Source organism: Silvimonas soli, assembly GCF_030035605.1.
GTDB lineage: Bacteria > Pseudomonadota > Gammaproteobacteria > Burkholderiales > Chitinibacteraceae > Silvimonas > Silvimonas soli.
Window position 1 is genome coordinate 111,340 of record NZ_CP106736.1, and the last position, 13,922, is coordinate 125,261.

Sequence of the window (13,922 nt, forward strand, 5' to 3'; positions counted from 1 at the left end):
TTTTTATGGGTAAACCTCGGCAAACAATTCAAACAGCTAGAGCAAGCGGCAATATTGCGGCTTGTTTGCCTGCTGCCAAACTGTCAGCCTGATTGACCGGATGGCCGCCCGTTGTCGCCAGACCAGGCCTCGCATCAAACCGCTCGCACCAGACCCGCACTCAACAACCCAATAACAATCACCCATGTTCAAGCATCCGACGACTGCGGCCCAGCTGCATATTCGCCCGATTCGGCACTCCGACTTGCCCGCAATTGATCGCATCCAGCGCGCTTGCTATGCGCCGGATTTGCACGAGTCACTCGAAGCCTTTGCCGCCAAATTGCACCTTTCACCGGACTCGAGCTGGCTGGCCGAGCATGAAAATGAGGTGGTCGGCTATTTCTTCACGCATCCGTGGGCGGGCGATGAACCACCACCGTTGGGCGAGCCATTGCAACAGCTCCCTGATGCGGCAGATACCCACTTTTTGCATGACCTGGCGGTGCACCCTCAAGCTCGCGGCGCAGGTGTAGCGCCCCGACTCATCGAAACCGCCCTGAACTGGGGTCGTCGACGTGGACTCAAGTGCAGCCGACTGGTGGCGATCTCTGGTGCCGCGCCCTTCTGGCAGCGCTGGGGTTTTCATCCAGTGGCCACCGCGCCTGGTTATGGCGATAGCGCAGCAATAATGGTCTTGCACAATTTTCCAGCCAAATAATGCCCAAGGCTGGTTCATGTCGGCCACCTATACTGAGGCGACGGTTAGCAAACAACCGACTTCACATATATTCAAGCAAAGCCAGGTGCAAACCTGGCTTTGCTACTTTTGCTTTTGCCCGGAGCTCACCATGTCCAATTCGCCGAACATTGTTTTGTCTCATCTTGATCTGGCTCGCCTGGAAAAATTGATCGAACGCAGCGATGCCGATCTGTCCGCGCTAGAGGGCGAACTGGCCCGCGCCGACGTAGTTGACGCCGCTCAGGTGCCAGCCAATGTGATCACCATGAATAGCACAGCGCGGTTTGTAGACGAAGCCAGCGGCACGGAGCACCAGTACACGCTGGTTTATCCGCAGGATGCTGACATTGGCGCCGGTAAAGTTTCGATCCTGGCGCCAGTCGGCTCGGCGCTGTTGGGGTTAACGCCCGGGCAAGCCATCGACTGGCCCGGGCCAGGTGGTCGCCAATTAAGACTGCGAGTACTTGAGGTGATTCAGCAACCCCTGGCGTAAGGGCATCACCGGGTTTGAGACAAAGCGCTAGAATGGCCGATACGCCCTCCCGGAGTCTTTTCTGAATGATGAAGCGCAATCGCCCCTCCCGCCGTGGCCGCAGCCCGGCCGATGAAGTTGAACTGATACGTCTGGCTGAGGGCATGGCCGCATCTACCAGTCGGCTGGAAGACCTGTTCTGGCAGCAGCGGCTATTCACGCTGGTCGAAAAGCTGTTGCAGGATCGCGACGAAGACACCGTCAATAGCGCACTCGATCAGCTCAGCGAGAGCGACGTAGAAGCCTACAACGCTCTCGCCGACAGTATCGAGAGCAACTGTGAGTCATTCACCCTGGAAGTGGATGGCAAGCGCTGGGACACCCTGTTGTTCATTGCACCGCTACTCACGTGGTCACGCTGGCACATTGCCTCCGGCAACATCCCGGCCGAAACCTTGCGCAACACTCAAACGCAACTCAAAGCGCATGTCTTTGCCAAGCACGCCAAGATGGGCCTGGCTGACTTTCTGTTCAGTCCGGACCAGTTGCCGCGTGGTTTTGTGCCGACACTCGAATTGCTGCAAGAGTTAACCCAGGCAGCTTTCGGCAACGGCGTGTTGAAAGTGGATGCGCAAGCCTTGCCGGAAACCCGCGCATTTTTATCCGACACACGCTACGTCATTGGGGCGGTTGCCATTCCGACCGGACACGCCGTCTTTCGCTGGCAAGAAGATGATGGCGATCGCGAAGAGGCGACTACGCAGTGGCAACGACAAGGCGGCGCGGCATTGCATCCGCTGCTACCAGGCGCTGCGTCCGAGGCACTGCTGCCTGGCGCATATCACGCCACCTGGCGTGAGGCGGATCGTGCCTCGCGCGCCTACGCATTGCGAGCCACTGTCTCTTTCCTTCTCCTCACCCTCAATATCACCGCGCGTGACCTGCAAGCAGTGATTGGCCCTTTCCAGGGCAAACGACTCGAAGAATACCGGGTTGGCTTTTTGCGTCGCGGCGGCGACAAAATCATTCAAGGTGTGGTCTGGCCGCTACTGGATGGCGAGGATGAGCACGCCGACAGCGTGGCAGAAATGGAAGCCGTGCTTAAAGATATCGGGATCGTCGACATCCTGGTGCATGAGCATGACTTCCCGCTCGACTACTGTGACGACTGCGGCGCCCCGCTCTATCCAACGCCAGATAGCGAGCTATTGCACGCCGAGCCACCCGAAGAAGAAACCCAAGCTGAAGTGCCACGACATCTGCACTAAGCAGCGGCGCGGCACCGCTCTCAGAGTCGTGCCGCTTACTGCTCTTCTTTGCCCGAAACCCAGATCGAGAAAATCAGCCACAAAGTGTTGAAAAACGCGATCAGAAAACCCAGAAAACCAAATGCCGGTAAGCCGAACAACATCGGTCCAGCCTTTACGGTCATCACAATCGACGAACCAATAATCAAACAGCCGGTGACGATGCCCATCGTAAGCCGATTGGCGCTGCGGGCCAGTTGTGTGCCAAAGCGATCCAGCCGCTTGAGATCCAGATCCACCCGGAAATTGCCACGCCGCGCCTGGCGCACCAGTTTGGCAATGTCCCGCGGCAAGCCGGAGATCAGGTCAAACGCGTCGGCCAGCCCTTCTTTGCCGCGCTTGAACACCGCCTGCGGCTTGTAGCGCTGCACCAGCACCTCACGCACAAACGGCGTCAGCTGCTCGATCATCTGAAAATCCGGATTCAACTGCCGCCCCAAGCCTTCCAGTGTGATCAATGCCTTGAATAGCAGAGTCAGATCGGCAGGTAGCGTAATTTCGTGCTCACGCATGATCACCGCCACCTCGCTGAGCAAAGTGCCGAACTGAATGTCTTTGAGCGGCAGGTTCTCGTAGTTGAAGATAAACCCGGCAATGTCGCTGGATAGCGCTTCTTCGTCCACCACCGTTTCGCCGGTCCACTCCATTAGCACATCCATGATGCCGTGTTCATCACGGCGAGCCAGCGCGGCCAGCAAATCCACAATCTGGTCACGGCGCTGATGCGGCAGGCGGCCGACCATGCCGAAGTCGAGAAAGGCTATCCGGTTACCTGGCAGATATTTAACGTTGCCCGGATGCGGATCAGCATGAAAATAACCATCAATCAGCACCATCTTCAGTACTGCATCCGCACCACGCGCCGCCAGGATTTTCCGGTCGTAACCGCCTTCACTTAACGCGTTCAGATCATTGCCAGCAATGCCCCCAACCCAGCTCTGCACGTTGATGAATTCGTTGGTGTGTTCCCAATGAATCTTCGGAATTTCAATTTCGGCGTGATCAACAAAGTTCTGGGCAAAGCGTTCCAGGTTGCGCGCTTCCGCCGATAAATTCAGTTCGCGGCGCAATGATTTGGAAAATTCTTCAACAATTTTGACCGGCTGATAGCGGCGCGATTCCGGAAATTCAAACTCCATCAGCACGCCAATCTGCCGCAAGATGCGCAGATCAGAGTCAATTTTGGCCGCAATCCCGGGGCGGCGAATTTTCAGCACCACTTCTTCGCCCGTCACCAACCTGGCGCGATGGACCTGAGCAATCGATGCCGAACCCACAGGCATCGGATCAAGCTCAAGGAACACCTCGTGCGGATCACGCCCTAGAATCAAAGTGAGTTCAGGCAGCAAGTCTTCGAACGGCACAGGTGGCACGTGCGACTGCAGCTTTTCAAACTCGGTAATCCACTCCGGCGGAAATACGTCTACCCGCGTCGCCAGCACCTGGCCGAGCTTGATAAACGTTGGCCCCAATTCTTCCAGCGCACGCCGCACCCGTACCGGTGGATCGAGTTGCTCAATGCCGTGATCGCCCGGCAGGCGCAGCAAATCACTAGCCCTCTCCAGCCCCTTGGCCAAGCCGAGCCGCTGGACCAGATTACCCAACCCATGCCGCATCAAGACGGCGATGATTTCGCGCACGCGCGGCAGGTCGCGCATTACGGTAAACGTTTCCTTGAGCATACTTGGCCTGATGTTCTCGCTGTTCTGGATGCACCGTGCAAGATAACCCATTTCACGCCCGGATTCAGCGTTTGTACGCGGCCTGTTTTACCCGCATGTAATATTTTCATATGCGCAGGAACCAATTGACCTTGCCAGCCTCGAACCGCGTCCCGTGTGTGTTTCCTGACTGTTTTTCCAGTGATTCGTACGATTTCGTCAACCCTGTGTGAGCCAGTTGCAAACGTTGTCAAAGCTACCGCTTTCGGGCGAAGTTTTGGCTTTACAGCATCAGGACTCATCGTTACAGTTTGCCCCCATGAAATGTGAACGGTTGATTCTTGCCCTCCTGGTGGGCTTTACGATGTACGGGGCGCAGGCGGACGACCTTCCCAATGCTGGTACCAACGCGGCCTCGGCGCCAGCGAGTTCCAGCTGGTTTTCCGGTGGTTCCAGCAGCAAAAGCGCCAAGCCAGCGCGCGCGTCCAGTACAGATCGCACTACGAAGACACCTACCGACCAGTCAACTGAGGCTGATCCCGGCCCAGACCCGGCTCAGCCTGCCCAGCAATTGCTGCTACAGGCCATGAGCCTGATTGGTGTTAAATACAAATGGGGCGGCAAAACCCCTGAATCCGGTCTGGATTGCAGTGGCTTCGTGCGTTACGTATTCCAGAATTCGCTCAACATCACCCTGCCCCACAACGCACTGGCCATGAGCCAGGCGGGGCAAGACGTCGACAAGAGCGAATTGAAACCCGGCGATCTGGTGTTCTTCAACACGCTGCGCCGGCGCTTTTCGCACGTCGGTATTTATCTGGGCGATAACCGTTTTGTACATGCGCCACGAACCGGACGCGATATTGAAGTCGCCAACATGTCGCAAAGCTACTGGACCAGCCGCTTTGATGGCGCTCGTCGGGTCACCGAAGTTGGTGATCAGGCGCCCAATATTGCCAGCCTGCTGGCAATGGCAGGTTCATCCCGCGAAAACAATAAAGCTGAATCTGCAGCCGCTTCGGGCCAAAATGACTCGGGCGATGCGCAACAAGGTGCCAGAAGCTGCCGTAAGGTGACCAAAGGCAAGGGCCGCCATAAACACGTAGAAACCGTGTGCAGCAAACCCAAAACGACCAAAACGAAAGCGGACAGCAAGACTTCTGCCAAAACTGCGACCAAAAGCAGTGCCAAAAAGGCCCCGGCGAAGACCACCAAAAAGAAAACAACTCACTAGTCAGTCGTTTTAATCGCACTATAAGCAACGCCCGCGTGTGCGGGCGTTGTCGTTTCTGCTGGTTCTGGCCGGGCTTTTGGTCGTTGCGATCAGTCAACCTCACGGCGCCAGTTTGACGGCACGTACGCTATCCCCGTCGGCAATCTCCAGTCGCTGCAGTACGGCAGCGCGTAACGGCAAGCTGCCTTCCAGTGGGTGAGTCATTGCCAGGGTACAACGGAAGTCGGCCAGCTTGCGATTGCTGATCAACCACGATTCGCCATCTTGTACTTCCGCAGCAACCGCCAGAGCATTAAACACGCGGCTATCCCGAACGGCGCGGATATCAGTCAACGCGCATTCCAGGCTCGGCCCAGCGTCGAAAATGTCAACGTAGCCTCGATAGCGAAAACCTTCAGCCTCCAGCAACTTGCGCGCAGGTCGCGTCGCCGGATGAACCTCGGCGACTGCGGCTTGTGCCTCTTCCGACAATAAACAGGTGTAGATCGGGTAACTGGGCATCAGCTCGGCAATAAACGACTTGTTGCCGACATATGAAAGAAAGTCGGCCCGCGCAAAATCCATTTTAAAGAAATGCCGCCCCAGGCTTTCCCAGAATGGCGAGCGTCCATTCTCATCCGAAACGCCACGCATCTCGGCAATGACCTTTTCGGAAAAACGCTGCGGAAACTCCGCCATAAACAAAAACCGCGACCTCGACAGCAAGCCACCGTTGCCGGAACCACGCTGATCAGGCAGCAAGAAAAGCGAACACAATTCTGATGATCCGGTTAGATCCGAACTTAAAAACAGCGTGGTGAGTTTTTTATAGATATCCAGCTCACGCGACGTATGCACAGCCAGCCCCACCCGATAGTTGTACCAGGTATCGTTCATGCCCACCGCAGCCTCAATGCCAGACGTCCCTACCAGTTGCCCTGTCGTTTCATCTTCCAGTACAAAGAAATAACTGGCATCCCCCAGCTCCCGCTCTCTGGAAACCGCCGCCACACTGGAGGTAATGCGCGCCTGCAAGCGTTCGGCATTGGGCTGCAAAGTGGTCACCCCCACACCGGCCTTGTTGGCCAAATCCAGCAGAGCATGAAAGTCACTGTGCCGCAGAAAGCGGATACGCATGGATGGATTCCTTTTCGATTTTTCGATGAACCAGGCCGGTTATAGAAGATCTTTCCAGGTCATCATTCATTGGCGCCACAGGCATGACAGCCAAGGCAGCCCGGGTACGGGTGGGGTGTTCAGATGCAAATGTAGATAGTAAAGCCAAAAGCAAGCCCCCGGATGTGAGCGACAAATTTCAATTTATTTGCCAAAAACAAAAGGGCAAGCCTCGCTTGCCGTTTCCGTACGCCAATCTGGCGGTATTTTCGCGCGAATTATTTCATCTGCATGGTCAATCCATCGTGCTCACCCCAGTGCATTAGCACTTCTGCAGGCGCAGCCCCATTTGCTACCTGCCATTGCAGCAATGATTGCGAAACCACCGGCAGAATTTGCTGATTCAGCAAATGATCGATATTACGGGCGCCCGTATCAGGCAAAAGGCAGCTTTGTGCAATGAAATCAGAGAGTGACTCATCAAACGACAGCGCCGAGCGATAATGCTGTGCCATCCGCTGAGCAACCTTGGTCAGCTTCATCTGCACGATGGTACGGATGGCGGTGATGTCCAAGGGGCGGTAAATCACCGTTTGAAAGCGAGCCAGTAGCGCTGGCTGGAAATGTTCGACCAACAGAGGGCGGATCGCTTCGTGGGCCGCAGCAAGCTCACAATCGGCATTGATGTCATGCAACGCCATGAGTTCAGCACTACCCAGATTCGAAGTCATCAAAATCACGGTATTGCGAAAATCAATTTCCCGCCCTTCTCCATCGCGCATAAAACCGCGATCAAATACTTGATAGAACAGATTAAGCACATCCCGATGTGCTTTTTCGACCTCATCCAGCAGGACAATAGAGTACGGGCGTTGCCGCACAGCCTCGGTCAACACACCACCCTGGCCGTAGCCCACATATCCGGGCGGCGATCCTTTGAGCTGAGAAACCGTATGAGCTTCCTGGTACTCAGACAGGTTAATGGTGACCACCGCACGCTCGCCCCCGAACAACGCATCAGACAGCGCCAGGGCTGTCTCAGTTTTGCCAATGCCGGACGGACCAACCAGCAGAAATACGCCCAGCGGGCCGTCACTGGTTTTCATGCCCGTTTTTGCAGCCCGCAGACTGCTGGCAATACTCGATAGCGCATCCGGTTGCCCAACTACACGGCAAGACAATTGGTTTTCCAAAGCCAACAGGCTGGCTTGTTCATTTTTGAGCAAGCTGGCCAATGGGATACCAGTCCAGTCTGCAATCACCGCAGCGACGACAGCAGCATCGACCTCGGTATGGACTAGCACGGATTGGTTCTGCTGCAAGGCACTTAGTTGTGTGCGAAGCGTCTGTACAAGCTTGGCGGTTTCGGTATCTGGGGCTTTTACATCCGACTTTAAGGCCTCATGCAATTGCCTGACCAGGGACAGTGCTTGCTCGTGCGTTTGCCGTAACGCCATGAGCTGGCGATCTGCTTCGGATATCTCATGCTCTAGCTCCACCAAGCGAGCAGTGCCATCAGCATGGCCAGCGTGGGCATCCTCTTGCAGTGCGTGCATCTCGGTTTGCAAAGCGGTCAGCCGCGCCATCAGACGTTCCAGCTCAGCCGGTGTAGCGTCAAGACTCATGCGCACCCGTGCAGCCGCGGTGTCAATCAGATCGACAGCTTTGTCGGGCAACTGGCGGCCGGTGAGATATCGGCGAGATAACTGGACGGCGGCGGTCACTGCTTCATCCCTGATATGCACGCCGTGGTGGACGGCATAGCGAGACTGCAAGCCGCGCAGCATCAGGCAAGCGGCGGCATCATCAGGTTCGTCTACCTTGACCATCTGGAAGCGCCGCTCCAGCGCTGCATCACGCTCAAAGTATTGCTTGTATTCAGACCAGGTGGTGGCGGCAATGGTACGCAACTCTCCGCGGGCAAGTGCAGGCTTGAGCAAGTTGGCGGCATCAGCCTCACCGGCGCTATTCCCCGCGCCAATCAGGGTGTGCGCCTCGTCGATGAACAGCAGGATGGGTGCAGGGGACGACTGCACCGCATCGATCACATTTTTAAGGCGCTGCTCAAACTCGCCTTTTACCCCTGCCCCCGCCTGCAGCAACCCGAGATCAAGTACCAGAACCAGCACCGGCTTCAAGTTCTCCGGTACGTCGCCTTCGGCTATTTTCAGCGCCAGCCCTTCTACCAACGCCGTTTTACCAACGCCCGGATCGCCAACCAGAATGGGATTGTTCTTGCGGCGACGCGCCAGGATGTCAATCATCTGGCGAATTTCAATATCGCGCCCAAAAACCGGGTCGATCTGGCCAGCCCGGGCTTTTTCAGTCAGATCAATGGTAAAGCGCTGTAGTGCTTCAGGCCGGGCTTGCAGCTGCGGCGAGACGGCCTTTGTAACCGTGCTTTGAGGTGCTCCGGAGGTATCAGCCTCTTTTGCGCTAAATACTGGACTTGTCGATGCAGCAGGAGCGGGAGCTTCTGCGGAAACGGGATCAAGCTCTGGCAACAACCGCCGAATTTGTGATGCCGAAAGACTCAACAGCGGCCAGGCTTCGTGAGCACGCAATAAATGGGGGTTGTCCTGCAGCGCCTGCAATAAGTGAGCCGAACGTATTTGCTCGCTGTTTTGTTCCAGCGAGGCGATCAGCCACGCACTTTCCAGCCACTCCCCCAGCGAGCGGGATAGACCAGGTTTGCCCCGTAAATCGTGCGGGCTTCGCTCAAGTGCGGTTAGCAGACCCTGCCAGATGACATCCATATCCAGCTCGTAACGACGGACAATTACCGGAATATCTCCGTCCCCGGGCTCCAGCAATTTCACGAGCCAATGCTCGGGAGTAATGTCAGTGTGGGCGCGTGTTTGGGCAAGACCGGCAGCGGCCTCCAGCGCACGGGTGCAATAATCATTGAGGCGGCGCAGCAATTGGGCAGGATCGCGAAGTGACATGGTGGCGTGGCCTGGTAGCAAAAAGCAGGGGGAGAGATAAAACATGAACCGGCCCGCCGGACGACGGGCCGAGCAATAGCAGACTTGGTTAAAACCGCCTTAGCGGCCTTCAGTCCAGCTATCGGAGTGGATGATGTTGCCATCTTTGTACGCCCACGTGATTTTCTCGTAGCGCATTTCGACCTTTTCCGGATGGTTGTATTTCTCTTTGCCCGGCTCTTTGATGTTATGCATTACCGGGGAAACGCCTACGACCTTGACGTTATCCAGTTTGGTATTGAAGTACTCCACTTCGTTACCGGCATCATCAATCTTGTACCACTTGATTTCGACGCTTTTCAGGGTCTGACCGCTGGTCACAGCCTTGTACAGGTACGGCGAAGATGCATCGGTTTCCTTGAAGAACACCAGCGGCTCATGCACGCGAGTGCCGGTCAGTTTGCCGGTATTGCCGTCGGTAGGAATACGCACGCCGTGCGTGAACTCGACGACTTCAACGCTGCCTTCACGCCCTTGTACAGTCACGGAGCCCTTGATGTCGGCGCCGCCGTCATCCTTTAGCCACATATATGCTGGAATTGCCATGAGTCATTTCTCCTTGGGGTAGTTGATGCTGCCTTGCAGGCAGCGCGGGTTACATCAATGCGCCGGGATATCCGGCACAAGCGTAATTTCGACGCGCCGGTTGCGTGCCTTGTTGGCGACGCTGTCATTTGGCGCAAGCGGCGTGCTGCCACCAAAACCTTTAACGGCAAAGTGCGAAGGTGGCAGGCTGGACATATTGATGAACCAGTCCCGTACGGCAATGGCGCGGGCCTCGGATAATTTCTGGTTGATAGCAGGGTTGCCGGTGTTATCGGTATGCCCTGCAATCAGGGCTTGTTTTTCCGGATTGGCGGTGATGCTCATCAGGGCGGTCATCAAAACGCGGTTTGCGTCCGGCTTAAGGGTTGCCTTGCCGCTGTCAAATAACGACAAGCTATCCAGGCTAATCATGGCTGGTGGAGGTGGAGGCGGCGCGTATCCGCGGATTTCGCGCTCAAGCAAAGGCAAAAGGCCCTCACCGCGATACATTCCCCAGCTCAGACGCCAAGGGACGCCTGTACGAGCAAATGACAGCAACTGATCGCGGTCAGCTTGAAGTTGCCTCAGCGCGCCAAGCTTGGCGCCCGGCATCTGATAACCTGTCAACCGATAGCTGCCAATGTCGTCACGAATCTGCTGGATCAGGCGTTCGTTACCCAAGTACGATGCCGCCATGGCTGCGGCGACCGCTAACGCCGTGAAGCTCATCGCATCCAACAGCCCACGCAACCAGCCTGCGCAACGCCAGGAGTGAGGCAAATGTGGCACGATGGGCAACGGCAGAGGAGCGCCTGCCGGCAGGCCAGCGTGCGAGGCTGGCACCAGTGCGGCACGATCTTTGAGCCATTGCGCCCACAGATGTTGCGGTACGCTGGCCTCCAAAGTGTTGCTCACCAATACACCCTGCAGTTTCAAGGGCGCTAATCCATTGACGGTTGTACCCAGCATTGGCAGTGCCTGCTCTTGTGTCCATGCCAGGAGAGCCTGGGTTCGCGCGTTGTAACGGTGCACCAGCGAAGGCGCTCCGCAGACACTGTCCAGCGAGCAGGTATCCAGTCGCTGCAGGAGTGCCGGGATTTGAGTCGCCGCAGGTTGCGGCCGGCCCAGCGCGGAAATCAGAGTGCCGCGCCAATCCAGCTGGGTGCCAGTTCCTTCATCCAACCGTGCAAATAAGGTGAGATAAGCCGGAATGCGTTGCGCAACGCGGCGTTGCAATCCGGCTATGGCATAACGCCAGCCCACGAGATCGCCTTGCAACCTGGCAAGATCAGTACTTTGCTCCGGGGCCACACCAAGTACGACCGCATCGGGTGCTCGCGAACGCCAGTACTGCAACCGTTGGGAGACGGGAAGCAACATTGACGATTCCGGCACATCAATCCAGACCGCGTTGCCATCATGTACGGTAGTTGGCTGATGTCCCCGGTTGCCACCGGCTCGGCATACCAGAATTACCGGTGTGTCGTCACGCAGATCTCGAGGTAAATCCTGCAAGACCGGGCCAGATGCAAACTGGATTTGCTGGGTCTGTTGTTGCCGGCAGCGGCGCTGCCGATAAACCAGGACAATGCAAATCCCGACAAGAACCGCGGCACTGGTACCCCATTTCCAAGCGGGACTGAACGGCAAGCTGAACTGGCACAATGCGAGTAACAGGTAACCCAGCCAGAGGGTCACAGGAATAAAAGGATAGCGACGAAACACGATGGCTAGCCTTTGACCGAAGTCGTTAGCGCGGCTACCTGGGCATCAAGCAGATGCATCAACATCAGGCCCAATATCACGGTCAGCGCACTAATCAACAACAACCACATCAAGGGCGAGAGACCACGCCAGTTACTTAGCCACGCCCCCTGCCCGGCCTTGACCAACAGAGACGGGGTTGGCTGGTTGCTCTGATCCAGGCTTTTCAACGCGTTAAAGGTATTCATACGCGCTGGATCAGTTTCGCTGGGGTAACGCCCGCAAAAGCCAAGGCCAAGCACGATCACATAGGTTTCGATCAGGGTAGTATCTGGAACACTCTGCCTGAGCAAGGCATTAATCTGCTCATAAACCGTCTCGCCAGCGTTATAACTATTGAAAAAGCGGACTTGTAGCGGTTCCGCTTCCCATTCGCTGCGCATTTCTTCCGGCAATGAGCGCAATGCACTTTCATCCAGCAGTGCGCACTGGGCGTGGCTAATCTCTTCTATAACTGCGGATGAAAGCCCAGCATCCTGCAGCTGCAACCGCATGGTTTGCGCAAGTTCAATGCAACGGGCACGCCAACGACCAGGATCGGGAATGTCTGGCTTCTCGGCGAGCAAAGATACCTGTAAAGCAGTATCGCGAAACAAAGGACGGATCAGAGAGGCTGAGGGAGTGGGCATCATGTACGCAGGACTGCAAAGAGTTCGACAGTGACTTCAGGAATGGAAGCCGGGATGTAAATACTGCAAGAACGCGTCTGCAACATCCGGGCAAATGCGGGATCGCGGCCATCCAGCGAGAAATATTGGTTTTCCAGCCGCAACGGTACGGCAGACGGCACCCGCTGCAGCGCCGTGAGTGGCACCCCGGCAACTGCAGAGTTAAGGATGCGTTCCACTTCTTCCGGTGCGCCCAACTTGCAAACCATCGGCAGTTGCTGCTGCAACTGATGGCCGGGGATGGTGGCGTGGATGGACAGAAAGAAATCAGCATCCGCCAGCAGGCGCTCGTCGTTAAGATGCGCGCGCCACAATGTGGGTCGCACACGTTCAAGTGCAATTGGAATAACTGGCGACGGAATAACTGTATCCAGCAAATCCCGAATCAATTGCTCAAGTTGCCCGAACACCAGTTGTAACTGGTCATGCCGATAGGCCGGGATACGGTCCAGATCGTTTTCCAGCGAGAATGCACTTAGCGAGCCCGCAAGTCGCGCCAGCGCCAGCCATAGTTGCTCAGGATGCTGATCGGGATGGGTACTCAGGTGCATCAACTCGGGCCACGTCGTGTTAATACAATTCAGTAGCCAGAACAGAGAGACATCAGAGACTGAATAATCCGCTACGTTCTGGTTACGCTCACCGCGGCGGGCAGCCAGTTGGCCGCCGCGTGCCCGCAAGATATCGGTCAAACGTTCAACTAGTCCTGTCAGGCAGGGACTGGCACTTAAAGTCAGGCACGGTGGAATCCAGTCAGCATCCAGGCGAAAGCGCCCTCCCGTATCTCGTTTGAGACGGGCGACTGGGCAACTAATTAGATCTGAGTGAATTTCAAAATCAAAGACCAAAAATAAATTAAGTCGCTCCACGCCCATTTCAGCAACAGCATCACCAAACAAATCATTCACTTGAGCATATTCAGTGCGAAACCTTCTGGCACGTGCATTTTGTCGCGATTCATTAACGCAATTACTGCCATTTACATCGTAAAGCGGCAATGCAACCGAAACCACTATCAGCTGGATATCGGCGGGGATATCGGTCAAATCCCGAGCAGCGGGCAGCCATTCACCCAGTCTGGCGTCAATAATCGTTCCATCCGCCAAACGCATATCAATTTCTCGTAATTTTATTTTATTTAAATCGAGAATTGATTCATCCCATGCGATGCGTTGAATGCCCCAGTTATGGATAGTGGCGAGTTTGGCGGCAGCAGCGGTCTGAGCTTGATGAAACAGCCCTTGCTGCTGGAAGTGCTGAGGCAGCAGCAATGCGCCCTCTGACCATAAAGGCTTGAAGATTTTCATGCGTTATATACAGACCGGTTAACTTGCCATCCAGCAAAAGCCATGCATTGAGCAATTCAAAAGACTGGCAAGAATTATGATAATTACAAGAATTGGCGCTTCCAACTTGTTCCGTAGCAGAATTGCCATGCTGGTGTTGCGCAGTTCAAAAATATTACAGTACTATTCAGCGCAACTCAATCCA

The 13,922-nt window shown here is 55.8% G+C and carries 11 protein-coding genes; 4 read left to right on the plus strand and 7 right to left on the minus strand.

Annotated features, from left to right (window positions below):
- Nucleotides 1-184 precede the first annotated feature (184 nt).
- From N7220_RS00445 to N7220_RS00455, 3 genes are all read left to right on the plus strand, one after another.
- Nucleotides 185-700 carry a GNAT family N-acetyltransferase gene (locus N7220_RS00445; RefSeq protein ID WP_283149503.1) on the plus strand — a complete coding sequence of 172 codons (516 nt, stop codon included), beginning with the start codon at nt 185-187 and terminating at the stop codon, nt 698-700.
- Between the two features lie 130 nt (nt 701-830).
- Entirely contained in the window at nt 831-1,214 is a 384-nt protein-coding gene (gene rnk / locus N7220_RS00450; RefSeq protein ID WP_283149504.1) for a nucleoside diphosphate kinase regulator, read from the plus strand.
- A 65-nt stretch (nt 1,215-1,279) separates the two neighbouring features.
- Nucleotides 1,280-2,461 (plus strand): DUF2863 family protein, encoded by a 1,182-nt coding sequence (locus N7220_RS00455; protein ID WP_283149505.1) that lies wholly within the window; start codon nt 1,280-1,282, stop codon nt 2,459-2,461.
- Nucleotides 2,462-2,496: 35 nt separating this feature from the next.
- On the opposite strand, the gene N7220_RS00460 is transcribed toward N7220_RS00455, so the two are convergent.
- Nucleotides 2,497-4,158: an ABC1 kinase family protein gene (locus N7220_RS00460; RefSeq protein ID WP_308446562.1), complete on the minus strand. Its 1,662-nt coding sequence runs from the start codon at nt 4,156-4,158 to the stop codon at nt 2,497-2,499.
- A 337-nt stretch (nt 4,159-4,495) separates the two neighbouring features.
- Between N7220_RS00460 and N7220_RS00465 the strand changes: the two genes are divergently transcribed.
- Nucleotides 4,496-5,395 (plus strand): C40 family peptidase, encoded by a 900-nt coding sequence (locus tag N7220_RS00465; protein ID WP_283149507.1) that lies wholly within the window; start codon nt 4,496-4,498, stop codon nt 5,393-5,395.
- A gap of 99 nt (nt 5,396-5,494) precedes the next feature.
- Here the strand turns inward: N7220_RS00465 and astA are convergent, their stop codons facing one another.
- The 6 genes from astA to tssK form a co-directional block, all read right to left on the minus strand.
- Nucleotides 5,495-6,511, minus strand: coding sequence for an arginine N-succinyltransferase (gene astA / locus N7220_RS00470; protein ID WP_283149508.1), 1,017 nt, complete (start codon nt 6,509-6,511; stop codon nt 5,495-5,497).
- 257 nt (nt 6,512-6,768) lie between these two features.
- On the minus strand, nt 6,769-9,435 hold the full coding sequence (gene tssH, locus N7220_RS00475; protein WP_283149509.1) for a type VI secretion system ATPase TssH: 2,667 nt from the start codon (nt 9,433-9,435) through the stop codon (nt 6,769-6,771).
- Nucleotides 9,436-9,534: 99 nt separating this feature from the next.
- Nucleotides 9,535-10,020: an Hcp family type VI secretion system effector gene (locus tag N7220_RS00480; RefSeq protein WP_283149510.1), complete on the minus strand. Its 486-nt coding sequence runs from the start codon at nt 10,018-10,020 to the stop codon at nt 9,535-9,537.
- 54 nt (nt 10,021-10,074) lie between these two features.
- Nucleotides 10,075-10,728, minus strand: a complete 654-nt coding sequence (locus N7220_RS00485) for an OmpA family protein (RefSeq protein WP_283151460.1) — start codon at nt 10,726-10,728, stop codon at nt 10,075-10,077.
- A gap of 1,001 nt (nt 10,729-11,729) precedes the next feature.
- Nucleotides 11,730-12,395 carry a DotU/TssL family secretion system protein gene (locus N7220_RS00490; protein ID WP_308446563.1) on the minus strand — a complete coding sequence of 222 codons (666 nt, stop codon included), beginning with the start codon at nt 12,393-12,395 and terminating at the stop codon, nt 11,730-11,732.
- Nucleotides 12,392-13,738, minus strand: a complete 1,347-nt coding sequence (gene tssK, locus N7220_RS00495) for a type VI secretion system baseplate subunit TssK (RefSeq protein WP_283149512.1) — start codon at nt 13,736-13,738, stop codon at nt 12,392-12,394. The genes N7220_RS00490 and tssK overlap by 4 nt, the downstream gene beginning before the upstream one ends.
- Nucleotides 13,739-13,922: the final 184 nt, after the last annotated feature.

Bases quoted from the DNA above. Each gene is read 5' to 3' on its own strand.
- N7220_RS00445 (WP_283149503.1), top strand. From the start codon at position 185: ATGTTCAAGCATCCGACGACTGCGGCCCAGCTGCATATTCGCCCGATT.
- rnk (WP_283149504.1), top strand. From the start codon at position 831: ATGTCCAATTCGCCGAACATTGTTTTGTCTCATCTTGATCTGGCTCGC.
- N7220_RS00455 (WP_283149505.1), top strand. From the start codon at position 1,280: ATGATGAAGCGCAATCGCCCCTCCCGCCGTGGCCGCAGCCCGGCCGAT.
- N7220_RS00460 (WP_308446562.1), bottom strand. From the start codon at position 4,158: ATGCGCGACCTGCCGCGCGTGCGCGAAATCATCGCCGTCTTGATGCGG.
- astA (WP_283149508.1), bottom strand. From the start codon at position 6,511: ATGCGTATCCGCTTTCTGCGGCACAGTGACTTTCATGCTCTGCTGGAT.
- tssH (WP_283149509.1), bottom strand. From the start codon at position 9,435: ATGTCACTTCGCGATCCTGCCCAATTGCTGCGCCGCCTCAATGATTAT.
- N7220_RS00480 (WP_283149510.1), bottom strand. From the start codon at position 10,020: ATGGCAATTCCAGCATATATGTGGCTAAAGGATGACGGCGGCGCCGAC.
- N7220_RS00485 (WP_283151460.1), bottom strand. From the start codon at position 10,728: ATGAGCTTCACGGCGTTAGCGGTCGCCGCAGCCATGGCGGCATCGTAC.
- N7220_RS00490 (WP_308446563.1), bottom strand. From the start codon at position 12,395: ATGATGCCCACTCCCTCAGCCTCTCTGATCCGTCCTTTGTTTCGCGAT.
- tssK (WP_283149512.1), bottom strand. From the start codon at position 13,738: ATGAAAATCTTCAAGCCTTTATGGTCAGAGGGCGCATTGCTGCTGCCT.